The organism is Streptomyces sp. iso_384, assembly GCF_056172905.1.
The window spans coordinates 4,745,994-4,765,038 of record NZ_JBWBTT010000001.1; the positions used below are offsets into that span (position 1 = coordinate 4,745,994).

A 19,045-nucleotide genomic window follows, 5' to 3' on the forward strand; every position below is an offset into this window, starting at 1 on the left:
GGGCGGGTCGCCGGGTGCGGCCCGCCCCTCACCGCCCCGCACGGTTACGGGAGTTGGATGCGGGCCGCAGCCAACCCCCGTAACCGTGCTCAGACCTCCTTGACCTGACCGTCCGCCACTTCGATGCGGCGGGTCGTCCGGACCGCCTCCAGCATCCGCCGGTCGTGCGTGACCAGCAGCAGGGTGCCCGTGTACGTCTCCAGGGCCGCCTCCAACTGCTCGATGGCGGGCAGGTCGAGGTGGTTCGTCGGCTCGTCGAGCACCAGGAGGTTGACACCCCGCCCCTGGAGCAGGGCGAGGGCAGCGCGGGTGCGCTCACCCGGGGAGAGGCTGGTGGCCGGGCGCATCACATGGTCGGCGCGCAGGCCGAACTTGGCGAGCAGCGTGCGGACTTCGGCCGGCTCGGTGTCCGGCACGGCCGCGCAGAACGCGTCCAGCAGCGACTGGGCGCCGAGGAACAGCTTGCGGGCCTGGTCCACTTCGCCGACGACGACGCCCGAACCGAGTGTGGCGTCGCCGGAGTCCAGCGGCAGCCGCTCCAACAGGGCCGCCAGCAGTGTGGACTTGCCCGCGCCGTTGGCCCCGGTGATGGCGACCCGGTCCGCCCAGTCGACCTGGAGCGAGGCGGGGCCGAAGGTGAAGTCGCCGCGCGCCACCCGGGCTTCGCGCAGAGTGGCGACGACGGATCCGGAGCGCGGGGCGGAGGCGATCTCCATCCGCAGCTCCCACTCCTTGCGCGGCTCCTCGACGACGTCGAGACGCTCGATCATGCGCTGGGTCTGCCGGGCCTTCGCGGCCTGCTTCTCGCTGGCCTCGCTGCGGGCGTTACGGCCGAGCTTGTCGCCGTCGGTGGCCTTGCGGCGGGCGTTCTTGACGCCCTTGTCCATCCAGGAGCGCTGCATGTGGCCGCGCGCTTCGAGGGACGCCTTCTTGTCGGCGTACTCCTCATAGCCCTCGCGGGCGTGCCGGCGGGCGGTCTCCCGCTCCTCCAGATAGGCCGCGTAGCCGCCGCCGTACAGATTGATCTGCTGCTGGGCGAGGTCCAGCTCCAGCACCTTGGTGACCGTGCGCATCAGGAACTCGCGGTCGTGGCTGATGACGACCGTGCCCGCGCGCAGGCCGGACACGAAGCGCTCCAGACGCTCCAGACCGTCGAGGTCGAGGTCGTTGGTGGGCTCGTCGAGCAGGAAGACGTCGTAGCGGGAGAGAAGGAGCGACGCGAGTCCGGCGCGGGCCGCCTGTCCGCCGGAGAGCGCGGTCATGGGCCGGTCGAGCCCCACGGTCAGCCCGAGCTCGGCGGCGACCTGCTCGGCCCGCTCCTCCAGGTCCGCGCCGCCGAGGGCGAGCCAGCGCTCCAGGGCGTCGGAGTACGCGTCGTCCGCGCCCGGGGCTCCGGCGACCAGGGCCTCGGTCGCCTCGTCCATGATGCGCTGGGCGTCGGCGACACCGGTGCGGCGGGCCAGGAAGGCGGCCACGGTCTCGCCGTCGCGGCGCTCGGGCTCCTGCGGGAGGTGGCCGACGGTGGCGGTGGGCGGAGAGAGGCGCAGCTCGCCCTCCTCCGGGCGGTCGAGCCCGGCGAGGAGGCGGAGCAGGGAGGATTTTCCTGCGCCGTTGGCTCCGACGAGACCGATCACGTCACCGGGGGCGACGACGAGGTCGAGCCCGGCGAAGAGCGTGCGGTCACCGTGTCCGGCGGCGAGGTCCTTGGCGACGAGAGTGGCAGTCATCAGGGTGCCGATCCTAGTCGCCGCTGCTCGATGCCCCGGCCTGCCCGGCCCCCGCGACCCGATGCCCTCTCCGGCCGATGCCCCGATCCGCGAGCCCGGGGGCCCCGGGGCCCGAGGGCCAGGGGACCCGCGGGCGCGGGAGACCCGCGCGCGCGCAGGAGACCCGCGGGCGCAGGGACCAGGGCCCCGGCCCCGCGGCCCGAGGCCCGGGCGTCAGCCGACCCGGTGGACCAGCTGGGTGCTCAGTTCGTACCGCGCCCCCACGATCGCCAGCTCCCCGGCGGCCACCTTCGCCGCGAGATCGGCCTCGCGCGCCAGGCGGGACCGGACCAGCCGGACCTGGGCGCTGACCGTGGCGTCCACCCGGGCGTCGCCGTGCTGTCCGCGCACGATCGCGGGCCTGATCTGGTCGGCCACGTACTGGATGTGCGCGGGCAGGCGCTCCCCGGTCTCCTCCGCGTGGACCGCGGCGGCGACCGCGCCGCACGACTGGTGTCCCAGGACCACGACCAGCGGGATGCCCAATTCGAGGACGCCGTAGGCGATGCTGCCGAGCACCGCCTCGTCCAGCACCTCGCCGGCCGAGCGGACGGTCATCAGGTCGCCGAGTCCCTGGTCGAAGACCAGCTCCGGTGGGACGCGGGAGTCGATGCAGCCGAGTATCAGCGCGAACGGCGACTGGCCGGACACCAGGGTGGTGCGCACCCCGGCGGCCTCGTGGGGATGCCGTTGGTGGAGCGTGCGCCAGCGGCGGTTCCCGGCGGCGAGTGCCTTCAGCGCCGCGGCCGGGGTCGCGGGCCTCGCCGCAGCCTCGGACCGGGTGCGCGGGGCGGCACCCACGGGCGAGGAGCCCGCGGCGAGCACGCCCGCCGCCGCGGTGGCGGCGGAGGCGCGGAGCAGGGTGCGGCGCGTGGTCGGCGCCGTGCGGGGGGTTCGGCTGATTCTCACGCGCGGACGCTAACCCCCCCTGCCCAGGCGGGAAGTTGACGCCGGACAACCCTTGGCCGGACCTTGACCATCTCTTGGACGAGTGAGAACGGAGCAGAGCAGAGGAGTGCACGGACGGGCACCGGACCGGCGGGACGCTGCGGAGCGCTGCCCGCCGGTCCGGAAAGCGGGGCGGTCAGCTGAAGCGGTCGAGCGTGATCAGCGCCTCCTGCGGGTTGCCGTCGTGGACGAGCGACTCGTGGGCGCCCACGTCGTCGAAGGCGAAGCCGTACGCCTTGCCGTCCACCATCTGCGCGTGGATGAGGCGAGAGTAGTGGTTGGTCACGGAGTCCTTGTAGAAGTTCGCCGCGTTGTTGTCGGGGTGGTTCGCGCCGGTCAGCAGGGTGGAGCGGTTGAAGCCCGCGCACAGGGTGCGGGAGATCGGGCCGCGCACCTGGTCGTTCGGCGCGTCCAGGTGCTTGTAGCAGCCGAAGACGCTGTCCGAGTCCGGCTTCTGGAACGAGGTCACGACGGCGCCGGAGCCGTTGGTGAAGTTCATGACGTTGCCGGAGACCCGGCCGTAGTACTTGGTGTTCGGCTCGTGCGCGAACGGGGTCACCGTCAGCACGGAGCCGCTGTAGCGGTTCCAGACCCGGTCGATGTAGTCGTTCATGATCCCGGACGGGAGGACGCCGCTCCCGACGCCGTGCCCCGGGGACAGGGCGCGCAGCACCGTTCCGTCGGACCGGGTCTGGATGAGGCCGGACCAGCCGCCGGACTGGTTCCTGAGGTTGTCGAACACGGCGTTGTAGCCGCCCGACTTGAGCTTGCCGGTGCTCTTGACGGTCCCGCCCGGCGCCTTGACGCCGACGGAATAGGGGGCGGAGAACATGTCGACCTGGGTGCTGTTGATCCACAGACCCGCGTCGTTGAGCGTGTACTCGGTCCAGTTGAACAGGATGTTCCTGTTCGGGTCGCTCGGGTTCTGCACCGCGGGCTGGACGAGACCGCCGGTGGTGACCTTGAAGACGAGCTTCTGTCCGAACGAGAAGTAGACGCGGCCGGAGAACTTCGGCATCCGGATCGTCACCGACCGACCGTTCCCCGGACCGGCGATCGACGCGTCCGGGGCCGGGGTGGGCGGGTTGCCTCCGGCCGGCCAGGGGTGGAACGTACCGTTCGCGTCCGCCCAGCCCTGACGGCCGGTGGAGAGCTCTGTTCCGAGGTTGTAGACGTAGATCCGGTCGGCGCGTCCCGAGTCGTTCGTGATGGTCAGCGGGATGGTGGCGGGTACCGCCGCCTCGGCCGGCGGCTGGCCGACGCCGGTGGTCAGACCCAGGGCGAGGGCAAGGGCCGCGGTCAGCGCGCCGAGACTTCTCCGTAAGCCGAGGCTTCTCCGTGGAGCGGGCATGCTCGTTCTCCTCATCGGGCGGATGCGTGGGTGGAACGGGGGCACATCACCTGCGAGCCTGAGAGCGCTCTCAGAATCCTGCGGTGAGCGACCTCTGTCAACGAACCTGTCTCAACTTGTCGAACCCGCGGGGGCCCGTGCCCCGCCGGGCCCGCTGCCTCCCGCCCCCTGGCCGAGGGTTCCGGTTCCGCTGGCCCCGGGATTCCGCTTTCGGTTAGCGTCCGGGCAGCGACGGGCGGGGGCGAGAGAAGGGGAGTGACCGTGGTGGCGGATGTGATCGTGGTGGGCGGCGGGGTCGTCGGTCTCACCACCGCCGTGACGCTGGCGGAGCGCGGGCTGCGGGTGCGGGTCTGGTCGCGCGATCCGGCCGGGGCGACGACGTCGGCGGTGGCGGGGGCCCTGTGGTGGCCGTACCGGATCGAGCCGGCCGGGCGGGTGGGCGACTGGTCGCTGGAGACGCTGGCGGTCTACGAGGAGCTGTCGGGCGCGCCGGAGGAGACCGGGGTACGGCGGGTGGCGGGGCTGCACGCCGGTGAGCGGTTCGCGGCGCTGGGCGACTGGGCGACGGGGCTGCGGGACGCGGTGGAGGTGCCCGAGGGGCTGCGGGTGACGCTGCCGCTGCTGGACATGCCGGTCCATCTGGCCTGGCTGGAGCAGAGGCTCGGGGCGGCGGGCGGTGCGGTGGAGCGGCGGACGGTGACGGGGTTCGGCGAGGCGGCGGAACTCAGCCCGGTGGTGGTGAACTGCACGGGGCTCGGGGCGCGCGAGCTGGTGCCCGACGCGGGGGTGCGGCCGGTGCGGGGGCAGCTGGTCGCGGTGGAGAACCCGGGGATCGAGGAGTGGTACACCGAGGCGGATCCGGCGTCGGCCGCGACGACGTACTTCTTCCCGCAGCCGGGCCGGCTGGTGCTGGGCGGTACGGCCGAGGCGGACGATCCGCGCACCGAGCCCGCCCCGGAGACGGCCCGGGAGATCGTGGCGCGGTGCGCCCGGATCCGGCCGGAGATCGCCGATGCCCGGGTGCTCGGGCACCGGGTGGGGCTCCGGCCGGCGCGGGAGGCCGGGGTGCGGATCGAGGCGGAGGCGCTGCCGGGCGGCGGACTGCTGGTGCACAACTACGGGCACGGCGGCGCGGGCGTCACCGTGGCCTGGGGGTGCGCGCGGGCGGCGGCGGCGCTGGTGGGCTGACCGCGACCGGAATCCGGCGGACCCGCCTCCGCACCGCCGGGCGCCCCGCCCTTGAGGCCCGCCCGTCCACGGCCGGGCGCCCGCCCCTGCCGCCCGGAGCGGCCTGAGCACAGGGCCGGAGCCCGCGACCGGGTCGGTGGTCGCGGGCTCCGGAGCCGTTGTGCGGTTGTGCTGCTCCGCGATGGTGCAGCGGTACGGCTGTGCGGTCCCCCGGTCAGTCGGAGGGCCGCTTCTCGATGGAGGTGGCCGTCGAACCCGATCCGCCGGACTCGTGCTTGTGGCGCTCGTCCGTGACCGGAGTCGTCCCGGGGCCGATCCGGATCTCGAAGTCGCCGTCGTACTTGGCGTGCCCCTCGATCACCGCGGACTCGACCGCCTCCACACCGAACTCCTGGCGGACGATCTGCGGGTCCCTGCGCAGGTCCCGCATCAGGGCCACGCACATACCGATCATCACGATGGTGAACGGGGCGGCGACCAGAATGGTGAGGTTCTGGAGCCCTTCGAGCGCGTTCTCCTTTCCGTCGCCGATGAGCAGCATGATCGCGGCCACGGCCCCGGTCACGACGCCCCAGAAGATGACGACGTACTTGCTCGGTTCGAGGACGCCCTTCTGCGAGAGGGTGCCCATGACGATCGAGGCGGCGTCCGCGCCGGAGACGAAGAAGATGCCGACCAGGATCATCACCAGGAGGCTCGTCACGGTGGCGATCGGGAACTCCTGGAGGACGCCGAACAGCTGCGCCTCCGGGGTGTCGGCACCGGTGAGCTTCCCGGCCTCGTCCAGCTTCATGGCCGTGCCGCCGAAGACAGCGAACCAGATCAGGCTGACGGTGCTGGGCACCAGGATGACGCCGCCCACGAACTGACGGATCGTCCGGCCGCGGCTGATCCTGGCGATGAACATGCCGACGAAGGGCGTCCAGGAGATCCACCAGGCCCAGTAGAAGACCGTCCAGCTGCCGAGCCAGTCGGCCACGTCACCGCCGCCGGTCGCCTCGGTGCGTCCGGCGAGCTGCCCCAGGTCGGTGATGTACGCACCGAGGGACGTGGGCACCAGGTCGAGCACGAAGATCGTCGGACCGGCGATGAAGACGAACACGATGAGCAGCAGGGCCAGCACCATGTTGATGTTGGACAGCCACTGGATGCCCTTCTCGACCCCGGAGACCGCGGAGGCGACGAAGGCGACGGTCAGCACCGCGATGATGGTGACGAGTAGTCCGGTTCCGGCCTTCTCCATCCAGTCCAGTTCCTGGATGCCGCTGCCGATCTGGAGCGCGCCGAGGCCCAGGGAGGCCGCCGAGCCGAACAGGGTGGCGAAGATGGCCAGGATGTCGATGACGCGGCCGACGCCGCCGTACGCGTGGCGCTTGCCGATCAGCGGCTCGAAGACGGCGCTGATCGTCTGCCGCCTGCGCATCCGGTAGGCGCTGTAGGCGATGGCGAGTCCGACCACCGCGTAGATGGCCCAGGGGTGCAGCGTCCAGTGGAAGAGCGTGGTCGCCATCGCGGTCTGCATGGCCTCGGCCGCGTCGGCGGGGTCGGTACCGGGCGGCGGGTTCCGGAAGTGGGCGAGGGGCTCGCTCACGCCCCAGAACATCAGCCCGATGCCCATACCGGCGCTGAACATCATCGCGATCCAGGAGATGGTCCGGAACTCCGGCTCCTCACCCTCCTGGCCGAGGCAGATCTTGCCGTACCTGCTGATGGCCAGCCACAGGGCGAAGATGACGAAGGCCGACGCGGCCAGTATGAAGGCCCAGCCACCGTTGTGGATCAGTCCGTTGAGCAGCTTGCCGGACACGCTCTCCAGGGAGTCGGTGGCGGTCGCACCCCAGACGACGAAGGCGAGGGTGAAGGCCGCCGTGACGCCGAACACCACCCGGTCGGTGGTCGGAGTCCTGGTACTGACCGGATCGGGGGGAAGGTCCGCCGTGACCGACAGCCCCTCCCGCCCGCCCGTTGTCTGGTCGTCCTGGGACACAAATGGCACCTTTCACCGAGTCTGAAAAACGCTCTCCGTAGGCAGTACCACACCTGCCCCGGATCTCGAAGGATCAACAAGCAGTTCTGGCTTGCCCGTTTGTGAGGTGATATGTCGCCCGTTGATCGAGAAGCAACGGAATCAGACTTCGGGCCGACTGACGCAGGGGCACAAACGCGCCAGCTTCGTCCGGCCGGGCCCTGACGCCGTGCAGGGCCAGCTCGTCCTTCACCTCCGCGTACTGGGCCGTGTCCAGCCGGTAGCCGCACGGCGGGTCGTCGAGGACCTCGGCGGGTTCGGCCGGGTCGTTGTCGGCGCCGCCGAGATACACGGGGCCCCGGTCGGCCAGGCCGGTCAGGCGCGAGAGGGCGGTGGCGGTCCGGAGCCGGGCGCGCTGCTCCTCGGTGAAGGCGAAGAGGCCGCCGAGCGCGGTCCGCTGGGAGTGGACCCTGCGCCGGTGGTTGAGCGCCGGATCGTCCTTCTCCGCCTCGCTCAGCGCGTCGACCCGGGATTCGATGAGCAGGCCGACCGCGTGCTTGAGGCCGGAGGTGTTGCGCAGGATGCGTTCCTGGCCGTCGCCCGCGACCTGCTTGATCGGCTCCCCGGTGGCCGGATCGGTCCAGATACCGTAGTGGCCGCTGCTGTAGCCGCCCGCCGTCGCGGCGGGGCGGACATAGCGCTCGGAGAGGGTGCGCGAGGCATCGTGGACCCGGTCGTCGACGTTGAGGTTGCGCGGCCACAGGGCGAACAGGTCCTTGTCGTAGTACGGCGGAGTGGCGCCGTACTCGTGCAAGTCGTAGATCACATGAGGTCGTTCGTCGCGTACGACGGCGGCGATCGCCCGTGCCTCGGCGGTCTCCAGGGCGATGTGGTCGCGGTTGATGTCGACGCCGTCCGCGTTGCCGCGGGTGTCGGCGGCGCGCCCGTCGGGGTTGGCCGTGGGCAGCACCAGCAAGCTCGTACGGGCCAGGAAGGCGCGGGTCGCCCGGTCCTCGGCGAACGCCAGGTCACGGACCGTGGTCAGACAGGCCTCGCGCCCGGCAGGCTCGTCGCCGTGCTGGCTGCAGATCAGCAGGACCGTGGTGGCGCCGGAACGCTCCTGGCCGACGCGTACGAGGCGGAGCGGGCGGCCCTGTTCCGTCGTGCCGATCCGGTCCACGGAGACCCGGTCGCTCTCCCGGTCCACCGCGGCGAGGAAGGACCGCTCCTCCGCCTCGCCGGTCCAGCGCGCCCCGTCGCTCGTCTCGAACCCGGTGCGCGGCGGGCGGTGCGCGGCCTCGGCGGGCGCGATGGCGAACGGCAGGGCCAGCGCGGCGAGCGTCGCCGCCACGGCCGTCCGGCGCATCGCCCTGGCACCCCGGCTCGGCGGCTCGGACTCCGGCCGGGCGGGTCCGGTGACCGGCGCGAGCCACGGGTGCGGGCTGAGCATGCGGAGCGCACGAGCGACGCGATGGGTCATCGGCGGCTGCCTCCCGGCATGTTGGACGGGCACGGGCATGTGGGGGGGGGACACCGTGACGTCCGTCGGCCCCACGGCGATGTGCGGACGTTACACCGGTCAACTCCTGTGCAACAGGGGGCGATCACTGCCACGGGGTGCTGCCGCCCGTGACGACGCAATGGCGATCGTGTGACAGGAGTGCCCGGAATGGGCCGTCCCGCTCCGGCGGGTGCACAGCCTCGTGACGACCGGTCGGAAGATCATCCGTCCCGGCTCATCGGAGCTTGTCGTGCACCGCAGATTCATCGTCCCCGGCGCGCCGGCGGCCACCCTTCTGCTGGCGATCCCGGCAGCGGCCGCACCGGGCGCCGTGGGCGCCCCGGGTATCGGCGACCTCTATTGCCCGGCCGGCGGAAACGGTGGCGACGACGTCTCCCACGGCCCAACGTGACGAGCGGTTTCGCCCTGGAGACCCGGACGCGGGTCTCGCCGAGGCGGCGCTGTCGGCACGTTCGGCGGGGCGGGTCGAGCGGCCCGCGTCCTGGAAGAAGATCGCGGCGACGAACACCGTGCTCGACCACGGCGACCACGCGGCTTCCGCGCACCGGTCCGAGGGCGGTCACGAGCACCGCTGACGGCCGTACGCACGGACACCGGGGCCGTCGGAGCGGCGAAGTCCAGCTGCTCCGACGGCTCTTCGGCCGTTCCGGGGGCTCAGCCGTCGGAGAGGGCCGTACGCCGGGCGGCGCGGGCCGCCCGGGCCCGGGGCAGATAGCGCAGCCGTTCCGGAAGGGCGGGGACGACGACCCGCAGGACCGCGCACATCCGCCGCAGCCGCTTCTCCTGGTCGTCGGTCCACGGCAGACCGATGGCAGCGCGGGCGTCGGGCGGCATGAACCCGATGGTGACGAACCGCCGGAAGCGGGCCAGCGACGGCAGCAGCACCGGCCACAGGGCCCGCAGGACCATCCGCAGCAACCACGGGCCCCGGTCCGGCGGCGGTACGGGCTGGTCGACGTCGACCAGTTCCCGCACCACGGTGGTCGCCTCGATCTCGCCGGCGAGCATCTTCTCCCAGTACGGCCAGAACTCCTCGATGGTCTGCGGCATGTCCCGGTCGTGGATGCCGAGGATCCGGCCGACCTGGAGCCACTCCGCGTACAGCGCGCGCTCCTGGGCGGGGGTCATGGGCCGGATCAGATAGCGGGCGGCGTGCCGGTAGACGGGGAAGCCGGTGGAGTGCACCCAGGCGTAGTTGGCGGGCGTCAGGGCGTGGTACGGACGCCCCCGGGTGTCGGTGCCCCGGATCGTGCGGTGCAGCCGGCGCAGTCTGCGGCCCTCCTCGGCGGCCTCCGCGCCGCCGTAGACCCAGAGCTGGAGCGAGCGCAGCGAGCGTTCACCGCGCCCCCAGGGATCCGTGCGGAAGACGGAGTGTTCGTCGACCCCGGCGCCGACCGCCGGGTGGGCGACCTGGAGCGTGAGGGCGGCGGGCAGCATCAGCAGGGAGCGGACGTCCCCGGACATGCTCCAGAGCACCCCGCCGGGCGCAGGCGGCTCGGGGTCCTTCGCCCCGCCGGACTGCGGCGGCTCGGCGGTCCTGGCGTCGGTCGCGCTGCTCATCCGGTGCTCCCGCGGTCCCGGCGGGCCTGCCGTGCGCTGCCCGTCCCCTTCCTCCCCATGATCCCTCGGGTGCGGGAGGGCCGCGGTGGCGGGGTCCTGGGCGGTAGGTGAGCCGGTCAGTCGTGGTCGTACACCGTCACCGGCAGGCCGGCGGCTATCAGACGCCGCTCGATCAGCGGCTCGATCCTGGACCACTTGCCGCCCGCGAGCCCGCAGCCGATCCGCGGCATATGGACCGAGGCCCCGAGCTCGCCCGCCCTGGCGGCCACCGCGCCGAGCGCCGCGTCGATCGCCTCATACCGCACGGGCACCCCCTTGCTGCCGGTGCGCATGCCCCGCTGGCCGATCATGTTGGCCACCCAGAGATAGGGCCCGACCTGCACGAACAGTGCCGCGCCGAGAGTGAAGTCGTTGTCCGCGCGCTCGCGGTGCCAGCGCCGGTAGGCGGCCTCGGGCTCCGGCCAGCGGCGCGAGAGGGCCAGCACGAAGCCCTTGCCCCAGCCGCCCAGGTCGTTGCAGACGTGGACGATCAGCTTGACGCCCTTGCCCTGCGGCGCGGTGGCGTCCCCCCGTACGTAGGTGATCTCCGACATGGCCTCACCGTACGGGCCGCCACTGACAACGGGCCGGGACCGACCACGGGACCGGGGTGGACGGCGGAGCGCCGGTGCCGGAGACTTTCGCAGTAGTGGTGAGACAGCGGAACTGTCCGATACGAGGTTCGACTGCGGGGAGCAGAGATGGCGACGGGGACCGACGAGCCGACGCTCACGGTGGACGAGCTGGCGGCGCGCGCCGGAGTCACCGTACGCACCGTGCGGTTCTACAGCACCCGGGGCCTGTTGCCGCCGCCGGTCATCGGGCCCCGCCGGGTCGGGCACTACGGGCCGGACCATCTCTCGCGGCTCGCGCTGATCGAGGAGCTCCAGCAGCAGGGCATGACACTGGCCGCGATCGAACGGTATCTGGAGCAGCTGCCGCCCGACCTGAGCGCTCATGATCTGGCCATCCACCGGGCGCTGGTGGCGTCCTGGGCGCCGGACCGGACCGAGGACTTCTCCCGGGCCGAGCTGGAGCGGCGGGCCGGGCGGGCGCTGTCGGAGCCGGATGTGGAGCGGCTGGCGGCGATGGGGGTGCTGGTGCGGCCGCAGGAGGCCGGCGGGGCCTACCGGGTGGATCTGGGTCTGCTGCGGCTCGGGGTGGAGCTGCTGGACGTGCCGATCGCGCACGAGACGATCCTGGCGGCACGGACCGTGCTGCTGGAGCACACCCGCTCGGCCGCCCAGGAGATGACCCGGCTGTTCCGGGACGAGGTGTGGAACCCCTACCGGGAGCGCGAGGGCGACCCGGAGCATGTGGCGGCGATGAAGTCGCTGTCCGCCGATATGCAACCGATCGTGGTGCAGGCGCTGGTGACGGCGTTTCAGCGGTCGCTGAAGGAGGAGCTGCGGGCCGCCTTCACCGCCGAGTGACGGTGAACGCGGCCCGCGGCAGGCCCTGTCGAGGGTTCAGTCGTGGAAGGTCTCGCCCTTCTCCGCCTTCTCCACCAGCAGCGCGGGCGGCAGGAAACGGTCACCGTAGCGCTCGGCGAGTTCCCGGGCGCGGGCCACGAAGCCGGGCAGGCCGCCCTCGTACCCGTTGATGTACTGGAGGACGCCGCCGGTCCACGGCGGGAAGCCGATGCCCATGATGGAGCCGATGTTGGCGTCGGCGACGGAGACGAGGACGTTCTCCTCCAGGCAGCGGACGCTGTCCAGTGCCTCGGAGAAGAGCATCCGCTCCTTCATGTCCTCGAAGGGCACGTCGGCGTCCGGCTTGGTGAAGTGCTCGCGCAGGCCGGGCCAGAGGCCTGCCCGCTTGCCGTCCTCGTCGTAGTCGTAGAAGCCCGCTCCCCCGCTGCGTCCCGGGCGGCCGAACTCGTCGACCATGCGGTCGATGACCTCGTCGGAGGGGTGGCCGGGCCAGGTGCCGCCGGCCTCCTCCACCGCGCGCCTGGTCTCGTTGCGGATCTTGCGGGGCAGGGTCAGGGTCAGCTCGTCCATCAGGGAGAGCACCTTGGCCGGGTAGCCGGACTGGGCGGCGGCCTGTTCGATCGAGGCGGGCTCGACGCCCTCGCCGACCATCGCCACGCCCTCGTTGATGAACTGGCCGATGACGCGCGAGGTGAAGAAGCCGCGCGAGTCGTTGACGACGATCGGCGTCTTCTTGATCCGGCGGACCAGGTCGAAGGCGCGGGCCAGCGCCTCGTCGCCGGTGCGCTCGCCCTTGATGATCTCGACGAGCGGCATCTTGTCGACGGGCGAGAAGAAGTGCAGCCCGATGAAGTCGACGGGGCGCGAGACGCCCTCGGCGAGGACGGTGATGGGGAGGGTGGAGGTGTTGGAGCAGAGCAGCGCGTCCGGCTCGATGACGTCCTGGATCTCCTGGAACACCTTGTGCTTGAGGGCGGTGTCCTCGAAGACGGCCTCGATCACCGCGTCGCAGCCCGCGAGGTCCGCCGCGTCGCCGGTGGGGGTGATCCGGGCCAGCAGTTCGTCACGCTTGGCCTCCGTCGTACGGCCCCGGGAGAGGGCCTTGGCGAGCAGCTTCTCGCTGTACGCCTTGCCCTTGGCGGCGGCCTCGGTGGAGACGTCCTTGAGGACGACGTCGATCCCGGCCTTGGCGCAGGAGTAGGCGATGCCCGCGCCCATCATTCCGGCGCCGAGGACGGCGACCTTGCGGACGGGGCGCTCGGGAATGTCCTTGGGGCGGTTGGCACCGGAGTTGACGGCCTGGAGGTCGAAGAAGAACGCCTGGATCATGTTCTTGGAGATCTGGCCGGTGACCAGCTCGGTGAAGTACCGGGCCTCGATGGTCAGGGCGGTCTCGAAGTCGACCTGGGAGCCCTCGACGGCCGCCGCCAGGATGTTGCGCGGCGCGGGCATGGGCGCGCCCGCGAGCTGCTTCTTCAAGTTGGCCGGAAACGCGGGCAGGTTGGCGGCGAAGCGCGGGTTGGACGGGGTGCCGCCGGGGATCTTGTAGCCCTTGACGTCCCAGGGCTGCTGCGACTCGGGGTTCGCGTCGATGAAGGCGCGGGCCTTCTCGATCATCTCCTCGCGGGTGGCGGCGACTTCGTGGACGAGGCCGTTCTCCAGGGCCCGCCGCGGGGTGTACTGGGTGCCCTGGAGGAGCACCTTGAGCAGGGCGTCGGCGATGCCCATGAGGCGTACGGTCCGGGTGACGCCGCCACCGGCCGGGAGCAGGCCGAGGGTGACCTCGGGCAGGCCGATGCGGGAGCCGGGGGCGTCGAGGGCGACGCGGTGGTGGGAGGCGAGCGCGATCTCGTAACCGCCGCCGAGGGCCGCACCGTTGATGGCGGCGACGACGGGCTTGCCGAGGGTCTCGATGCGGCGCAGCGAGTTCTTGATCTCGGTGCCGGTGTCGAAGGCGGCCTGGGCGTTCTCCGGGCCGACCTTGATCATGTCCTTGAGGTCGCCGCCGGCGAAGAAGGTCTTCTTGGCGGAGGTGTAGATGATGCCGCGGATGGATTCCCTCTCGGCCTCGGCGCGGTCGGCGATGGCCGCGATGGAGTCCTTGAAGGCCTGGTTCATCGTGTTGGCCGACTGGTTGGGGTCGTCGAGGACGAGGGTGACGACGCCGGTCTCGTCCTGTTCCCAGCGGATGGTCGTGCTCTCGGTCATGTCGGTGTCTTCTCCGTAAGCAGATGGGGCCGGGCCAGGGCCTGTCGTCGAACTGCCGCCTGCCGCGCTCCGGGCGACGCCGGCGGCTTGACGGCAGGCCCTGGAAGGTCAGATGCGTTCGACGACGGTGGCGACACCCATGCCGCCGCCGACGCAGAGGGTGACCAGGCCGAACCGCTGGTCGCGGCGCTCCAGTTCGTCGATGACGGTGCCGAGGATCATCGCGCCGGTCGCGCCGAGGGGGTGGCCGAGCGCGATGGCGCCGCCGTTGACGTTGACCTTGTCCAGGCTCAGGCCCATGTCCTTGACGAAGCGCAGGACGACTCCGGCGAAGGCTTCGTTGATCTCGACGAGGTCGATGTCGTCGATGGTCAGCCCGGCCTTGGCGAGCGCCTTGCGGGTGGCGGGCGCGGGTCCGGTGAGCATGATGGTGGGCTCGGAGCCGGAGACGGCGGCGGAGACGATGCGGGCGCGCGGGGTGAGACCGTAGCGCTCGCCGACCTCCTTCGAGCCGATGGCGACGAGGGCCGCGCCGTCCACGATGCCGGAGGAGTTGCCCGCGTGGTGGACGTGGTCGATCTTCTCGACCCAGTGGTACTTCTGGAGCGCCACCGCGTCGAAGCCGCCCATCTCGCCGATGCCCGCGAAGGACGGCTTGAGACCGGCGAGGGAGTCGGCGGTGGTGCCGGGGCGCAGATGCTCGTCGTGGTCGAGGACGATCAGGCCGTTGCGGTCCTTGACGGGGACGACGGAGCGGGCGAAGCGGCCGTCCTTCCAGGCGGCCGCGGCGCGTTCCTGGGAGAGGGCGGCGTACTCGTCGACGTCGCGGCGGCTGAAGCCCTCGATGGTGGCGATGAGGTCGGCGCCGATGCCCTGCGGGGCGAAGCCGGTCTCGAAGCTGGTCATCGGGTCCATGGCCCAGGCCCCGCCGTCGGAGCCCATCGGGACGCGGGACATCGACTCGACGCCACCGGCCAGGACGAGGTCCTCCCAGCCCGAACGGACTTTGGCGGCGGCCAGGTTGACCGCTTCCAGGCCGGAGGCACAGAAGCGGTTCTCCTGGACCCCGGCGACGGAGTCGGGCAGCCCGGCCGCGATGGCGGCGATGCGGGCGATGTCGGAGCCCTGGTCGCCGAGCGGGCTGACCACACCGAGGACGATGTCGTCGATGGCGGCCGGGTCGAGGTCCGGGAAGCGGCCCCGGATCTCGTGGATGAGGCCGACGACCAGGTCGATCGGCTTGGTGCCGTGCAGGGCTCCGTTGGCCTTGCCGCGGCCGCGGGGGGTGCGGATCGCGTCGTAGACGAATGCTTCGGTACTCAAGACAGCTGCCTTTCGAGGGTGGTTGTCGGCGCGGTGAGGGTGCGTCAGGCGAGCAGCGAGCGGCCGATGATCTCCTTCATGATCTCGGTCGTACCGCCGTAGATGGTCTGGATGCGGCCGTCGGTGAAGGCCTTGGCGACCTTGTACTCGCTCATGTAGCCGTAGCCGCCGTGGAGTTGGAGGCAGCGGTCGGCGACGCGCTTCTGGAGTTCGGTGGCCCACCACTTGGCCATGGAGGCGTGGACGGCGTCCAGGACGCCGTCGGAGTGATCGACGATGCACCGGTCGAGGAAGGTCCGGGTGACGGCGCACTCGGTGGCCATCTCGGCGATCTCGAAGCGGATGTGCTGGAGCTTGGAGAGCGGACGTCCGAAAGCCTCGCGCTCCTTGACGTACTGGGTGGTGATCTCCAGGAGGTGTTCGGCGGCGGCGATCCCGGCGACCGCTATGCCCATGCGCTCCTGGGCCAGGTTGGTCATCAGGTGGATGAACGCGCCGTCGAGCTCACCGAGGAGGTTCTCCTTGGGGACGCGGACGTCGTTGAAGAACAACTCGGCAGTGTCCTGGGACTTCTGGCCGATCTTGTCGAGGTTACGGCCCCGCTCGAAGCCCTCCGCGCCGCGCTCGACGACGATCAGCGAGAGGCCCTTGGCCCCGCCTTCCGGGGTGGTCTTCGCGACCACGACGACCAGGTCGGCGAGGACGCCGTTGGAGATGAAGGTCTTGGAGCCGTTGAGCAGCCAGTGGTCGCCCTTGTCCTCGGCGGTGGTGCGGATGCCCTGGAGGTCGGATCCGGCGCCCGGCTCGGTCATGGCGATCGCGGTGATGGTCTCGCCGGAGCAGAAGCCCGGGAGCCAGCGGCGCTTCTGCTCATCCGTGGCGAGGCCGGTGAGGTAGGGGCCGATGATGTCGTTGTGCAGGCCGATCGCGAGTCCGGCGGCCCCGGCCCGGGTGAACTCCTCGGCGAGGACGGCGCTGTAGCGGAAGTCGTCGCTGCCGCCGCCCCCGTACTCCTCCGGGACGGCGAGGCCCAGCAGTCCCGCGCGCCCGGCGGCGAGCCAGGCCTCGCGCGAGACGATGCCGTCCTGCTCCCACTGCTCGTAGTACGGGAGGACCTCCTTGGCCAGGAAGGCCCGGACGGTCTCGCGGAACGCGTCGTGCTCCTCGGTGAAGATCTGCCGTTGCACGGGGTCTCCTAGTCGTGAGAGGTGGGGCCGAGCCCCGGTACGTCCCAGTCGGCGGCGACGGCGGCCGTGTCGGCGCCGGGCCGCGCGGGCCCGCCGCGGACGGAGACCGGGGTGGCCGAGAAGCGCGGGGCGGGGGCGGGCTGGGTGATGCCGCTGTGCTCGACGAAGGTGGAGCGGGCGACGAGGTGGGGGTGGTGCGGCGCCTCGGTGAGCGAGAGGACGGGGGCGACGCAGGCGTCGGTGCCGGTGAAGACCTCGGTCCACTCGGCGCGCGTACGGGTCAGGAACCGCTCGGTGACGGCGGCGCGCAGCTCGTCCCAGCGGGCGAGGTCCCACCGGTCGGGGAAGTCGTCCGCGATGCCGAGGAGACCGGCGAACTCGGCGTAGAACTGCCCCTCCAGCGGCCCGACCGCCATATGGCCGCCGTCGGAGGTGGCGTAGGTGCCGTAGAACGGGCAGCCGCCGTCCAGGAGGTTGGCGCCGCGCCGGTCCTGCCAGCTCCCGGCGGCCAGCATGCCGTGGATCATCGAGGCGAGATGGGTGGCGCCGTCCACGATGGCGGCGTCGACGACCTGCCCCTCGCCGTGGGCGCGGGCGTGCTGGAGGGCGGCGAGGACGCCGACGACGAGGTAGAGCGAGCCGCCCGCGTAGTCGCCGACCAGGTTGGCGGGGACGGTGGGCGGTTCGCCCGGCCTGCCGATCATGGACAGGGTGCCGGTGAGTGCGAGGTACGCGATGTCGTGCCCGGCGCGCTCGGCGAGCGGCCCGTCCTGGCCCCAGCCGGTCATCCGCCCGTAGACCAGCTTCGGGTTCCGGGCGAGACAGGGCTCGGGGCCGACGCCCAGCCGCTCCGCGACACCGGGGCGGTAGCCCTCGATCAGGATGTCGGCGCGTTCGGCCAGGTCCAGGACGCGGGCGGGTCCTTCGTCGCTCTTGAGGTCCAGGAGGACGGAGCGCTTGTTGCGGTTGGTGAGGTCGTACGCGGGATCGATGCCGAGCCCCGCGCCGCCGGGCCGGTCGACGCGTACGACGTCGGCCCCGAGGTCCGCCAGCAGCATCGCGGCGAACGGTCCGGGGCCGATGCCGGCCAGCTCGACGACCCGGACACCGGTCAGCGGACCGTGTTCGGGCCTTGGGCCTTTCGCCATCTGTGAGCCCCCAGGGGTGTGACACAACCGATGTAACACCTGTGATGCTAAGAACGTGCCCGGCTCCGCACAACCCCTCGGGACGAGCAAGCGCTTAGTTCCTTCTCCCGATCCTCTCGCATCCGCCCCGCCCGGCCGCACGCCGCCACGTCGCTCTCCGCTACCCTCTGCCTGCCACGTCGGCACCAGGCTCGCAGCGGAGGTACTCGTGAACAGGCAGAACGACACGACACGCCCCTTGGACGTCGTCCTCTTCGGTGCCACCGGCTTCGTGGGGACGCTCACCGCCGAATACCTGGCGGCCCACGCCCCCGCGGGCCTCCGCTGGGCACTGGCCGGACGCAGCCGGACCAAGCTGGCGGCGCTGCGCGAACGGCTCACCGCGATCGCCCCGGGCTGCGCGGAGCTGCCGCTGCTGGACGCCGACGCGGACGATGCGGAGGCGCTGGCCGAACTGGCCGCCTCCACCCGGGTGATGGCCTCGACGGTGGGCCCGTACATCCGCTACGGCGAGAAGCTCGTCGCCGCCTGCGCGGAGGCCGGGACGGACTACGCGGACCTCACGGGCGAGGCGGAGTTCATCGACCGGACGTATCTGGAGCACGACGCGCGGGCCCGCGAGACGGGGGCGCGCATCGTGCACGCCTGCGGCTTCGACTCCGTACCGCACGACCTCGGGGCGTACTTCACCGTCAAGCAGCTGCCCGAGGACGTCCCCCTGGCCGTCGACGGCTTCGTCCGCACCAACGCGGTGTTCTCCGGCGGCACGTTCGCCTCGGCGCTGACCGCGATGAGCCGGGGCCCGCAGATGCTGGCCGCCGCCCGGGAGCGCCGGCTGCACGAGCCCCGCCTGGTCGGCCGCCGCGTCCGCACCCCGGCGGGCTCCCCGCACTTCAACGGGTCCGTCGGCACCTGGGCACTGCCGCTGCCGACGGTGGACCCGACGATCGTGGGCCGCTCCGCACGGGCCCTGGAACGCTACGGCCCCGACTTCCGCTACCGGCACTTCGCCTCGGTCAAGACCCTGCCGATGACTCTCGGCGCCCCGGTGGCGATCGGCGCACTGGTGGCCGCCGCACAGGTGGAGGGCGTACGGGAGTGGCTGATGGGGCGTTACGAGCCGGGCCAGGGTCCGGACGAGGAGCGCCGCGAGCGCAGCTGGTTCACCATCCGCTTCGTCGGCGAGGGCGGCGGGCGTCGCGTCTTCACCGAGGTGTCGGGCGGCGACCCGGGCTACGGCGAGACGGCGAAGATCCTCGCCGAGTCGGCGGTGTGCCTGGCCCTGGACGAGCTGCCGGAGACCTCCGGGCAGGTGACCACGGCGGTGGCCATGGGCGACGCGCTCCTGGACCGGCTCACGGCGGCAGGGCTGCGGTTCCGGGTGGCGGCGGTGCGGTAGGCCGCAT

Annotated in this window: 15 protein-coding genes and 1 pseudogene; 5 read left to right on the top strand and 11 right to left on the bottom strand. The window is 71.9% G+C overall.

All coding sequences use genetic code 11. The features are described 5' to 3' along the window. Nucleotides 1–89 precede the first annotated feature (89 nt). The 3 genes from AC0VY3_RS21285 to AC0VY3_RS21295 all read right to left on the bottom strand — a co-directional run bounded on the left by AC0VY3_RS21285 (nt 90) and on the right by AC0VY3_RS21295 (nt 4,065). Nucleotides 90–1,727, bottom strand: coding sequence for an ABC-F family ATP-binding cassette domain-containing protein (locus tag AC0VY3_RS21285; protein ID WP_103508118.1), 1,638 nt, complete (start codon nt 1,725–1,727; stop codon nt 90–92). A gap of 213 nt (nt 1,728–1,940) precedes the next feature. Further along, nucleotides 1,941–2,675, bottom strand: coding sequence for a carbonic anhydrase (locus AC0VY3_RS21290; RefSeq protein ID WP_475550302.1), 735 nt, complete (start codon nt 2,673–2,675; stop codon nt 1,941–1,943). A gap of 175 nt (nt 2,676–2,850) precedes the next feature. Beyond that, on the bottom strand, nt 2,851–4,065 hold the full coding sequence (locus AC0VY3_RS21295; RefSeq protein WP_103508238.1) for a glycoside hydrolase family 64 protein: 1,215 nt from the start codon (nt 4,063–4,065) through the stop codon (nt 2,851–2,853). 255 nt (nt 4,066–4,320) lie between these two features. Here AC0VY3_RS21295 and AC0VY3_RS21300 point away from each other — a divergent pair, with 255 nt between their 5' ends. Further along, the gene (locus tag AC0VY3_RS21300; RefSeq protein ID WP_475550303.1) at nt 4,321–5,253 is read left to right on the top strand and encodes an FAD-dependent oxidoreductase; all 933 of its coding nucleotides are present in this window, start codon (nt 4,321–4,323) and stop codon (nt 5,251–5,253) included. A gap of 214 nt (nt 5,254–5,467) precedes the next feature. On the opposite strand, the gene AC0VY3_RS21305 is transcribed toward AC0VY3_RS21300, so the two are convergent. Further along, nucleotides 5,468–7,240: a BCCT family transporter gene (locus tag AC0VY3_RS21305; RefSeq protein WP_103508236.1), complete on the bottom strand. Its 1,773-nt coding sequence runs from the start codon at nt 7,238–7,240 to the stop codon at nt 5,468–5,470. 73 nt (nt 7,241–7,313) lie between these two features. Next, entirely contained in the window at nt 7,314–8,699 is a 1,386-nt protein-coding gene (locus AC0VY3_RS21310) for a M14 family metallopeptidase (protein WP_475550304.1), read from the bottom strand. Nucleotides 8,700–8,970: 271 nt separating this feature from the next. Between AC0VY3_RS21310 and AC0VY3_RS21315 the strand changes: the two are divergent. Continuing rightward, a pseudogene (locus tag AC0VY3_RS21315) lies at nt 8,971–9,120 on the top strand (M1 family peptidase); the annotation flags it as partial. Next, on the top strand, nt 9,101–9,316 hold the full coding sequence (locus AC0VY3_RS21320; RefSeq protein WP_475550305.1) for a hypothetical protein: 216 nt from the start codon (nt 9,101–9,103) through the stop codon (nt 9,314–9,316). The pseudogene AC0VY3_RS21315 and the gene AC0VY3_RS21320, both read left to right, overlap by 20 nt. A 79-nt stretch (nt 9,317–9,395) precedes the next feature. Here the strand turns inward: AC0VY3_RS21320 and AC0VY3_RS21325 are convergent, their stop codons facing one another. Together AC0VY3_RS21325 and AC0VY3_RS21330 are read right to left on the bottom strand one after the other, a co-directional pair. Continuing rightward, a complete protein-coding gene (locus AC0VY3_RS21325) occupies nt 9,396–10,301 on the bottom strand; it encodes an oxygenase MpaB family protein (RefSeq protein ID WP_103508233.1) in 906 nt (301 codons plus the stop codon). A 116-nt stretch (nt 10,302–10,417) separates the two neighbouring features. Further along, nucleotides 10,418–10,894 carry a macro domain-containing protein gene (locus AC0VY3_RS21330; protein WP_475550306.1) on the bottom strand — a complete coding sequence of 159 codons (477 nt, stop codon included), beginning with the start codon at nt 10,892–10,894 and terminating at the stop codon, nt 10,418–10,420. A 147-nt stretch (nt 10,895–11,041) separates the two neighbouring features. Between AC0VY3_RS21330 and AC0VY3_RS21335 the strand changes: the two genes are divergently transcribed. After that, on the top strand, nt 11,042–11,773 hold the full coding sequence (locus AC0VY3_RS21335) for a MerR family transcriptional regulator (protein ID WP_103508231.1): 732 nt from the start codon (nt 11,042–11,044) through the stop codon (nt 11,771–11,773). Between the two features lie 36 nt (nt 11,774–11,809). Here the strand turns inward: AC0VY3_RS21335 and AC0VY3_RS21340 are convergent, their stop codons facing one another. The 4 genes from AC0VY3_RS21340 to AC0VY3_RS21355 all read right to left on the bottom strand — a co-directional run bounded on the left by AC0VY3_RS21340 (nt 11,810) and on the right by AC0VY3_RS21355 (nt 17,639). Continuing rightward, entirely contained in the window at nt 11,810–13,981 is a 2,172-nt protein-coding gene (locus AC0VY3_RS21340; protein ID WP_103508230.1) for a 3-hydroxyacyl-CoA dehydrogenase NAD-binding domain-containing protein, read from the bottom strand. 108 nt (nt 13,982–14,089) lie between these two features. Continuing rightward, entirely contained in the window at nt 14,090–15,304 is a 1,215-nt protein-coding gene (locus AC0VY3_RS21345) for an acetyl-CoA C-acetyltransferase (RefSeq protein WP_103508229.1), read from the bottom strand. Nucleotides 15,305–15,348: 44 nt separating this feature from the next. Further along, nucleotides 15,349–16,491 (bottom strand): acyl-CoA dehydrogenase family protein, encoded by a 1,143-nt coding sequence (locus AC0VY3_RS21350; RefSeq protein WP_103508228.1) that lies wholly within the window; start codon nt 16,489–16,491, stop codon nt 15,349–15,351. Nucleotides 16,492–16,499: 8 nt separating this feature from the next. After that, nucleotides 16,500–17,639 carry a CaiB/BaiF CoA transferase family protein gene (locus AC0VY3_RS21355; protein ID WP_103508227.1) on the bottom strand — a complete coding sequence of 380 codons (1,140 nt, stop codon included), beginning with the start codon at nt 17,637–17,639 and terminating at the stop codon, nt 16,500–16,502. Between the two features lie 208 nt (nt 17,640–17,847). Between AC0VY3_RS21355 and AC0VY3_RS21360 the strand changes: the two genes are divergently transcribed. Then, a complete protein-coding gene (locus AC0VY3_RS21360; protein WP_475550307.1) occupies nt 17,848–19,038 on the top strand; it encodes a saccharopine dehydrogenase family protein in 1,191 nt (396 codons plus the stop codon). Nucleotides 19,039–19,045: the final 7 nt, after the last annotated feature.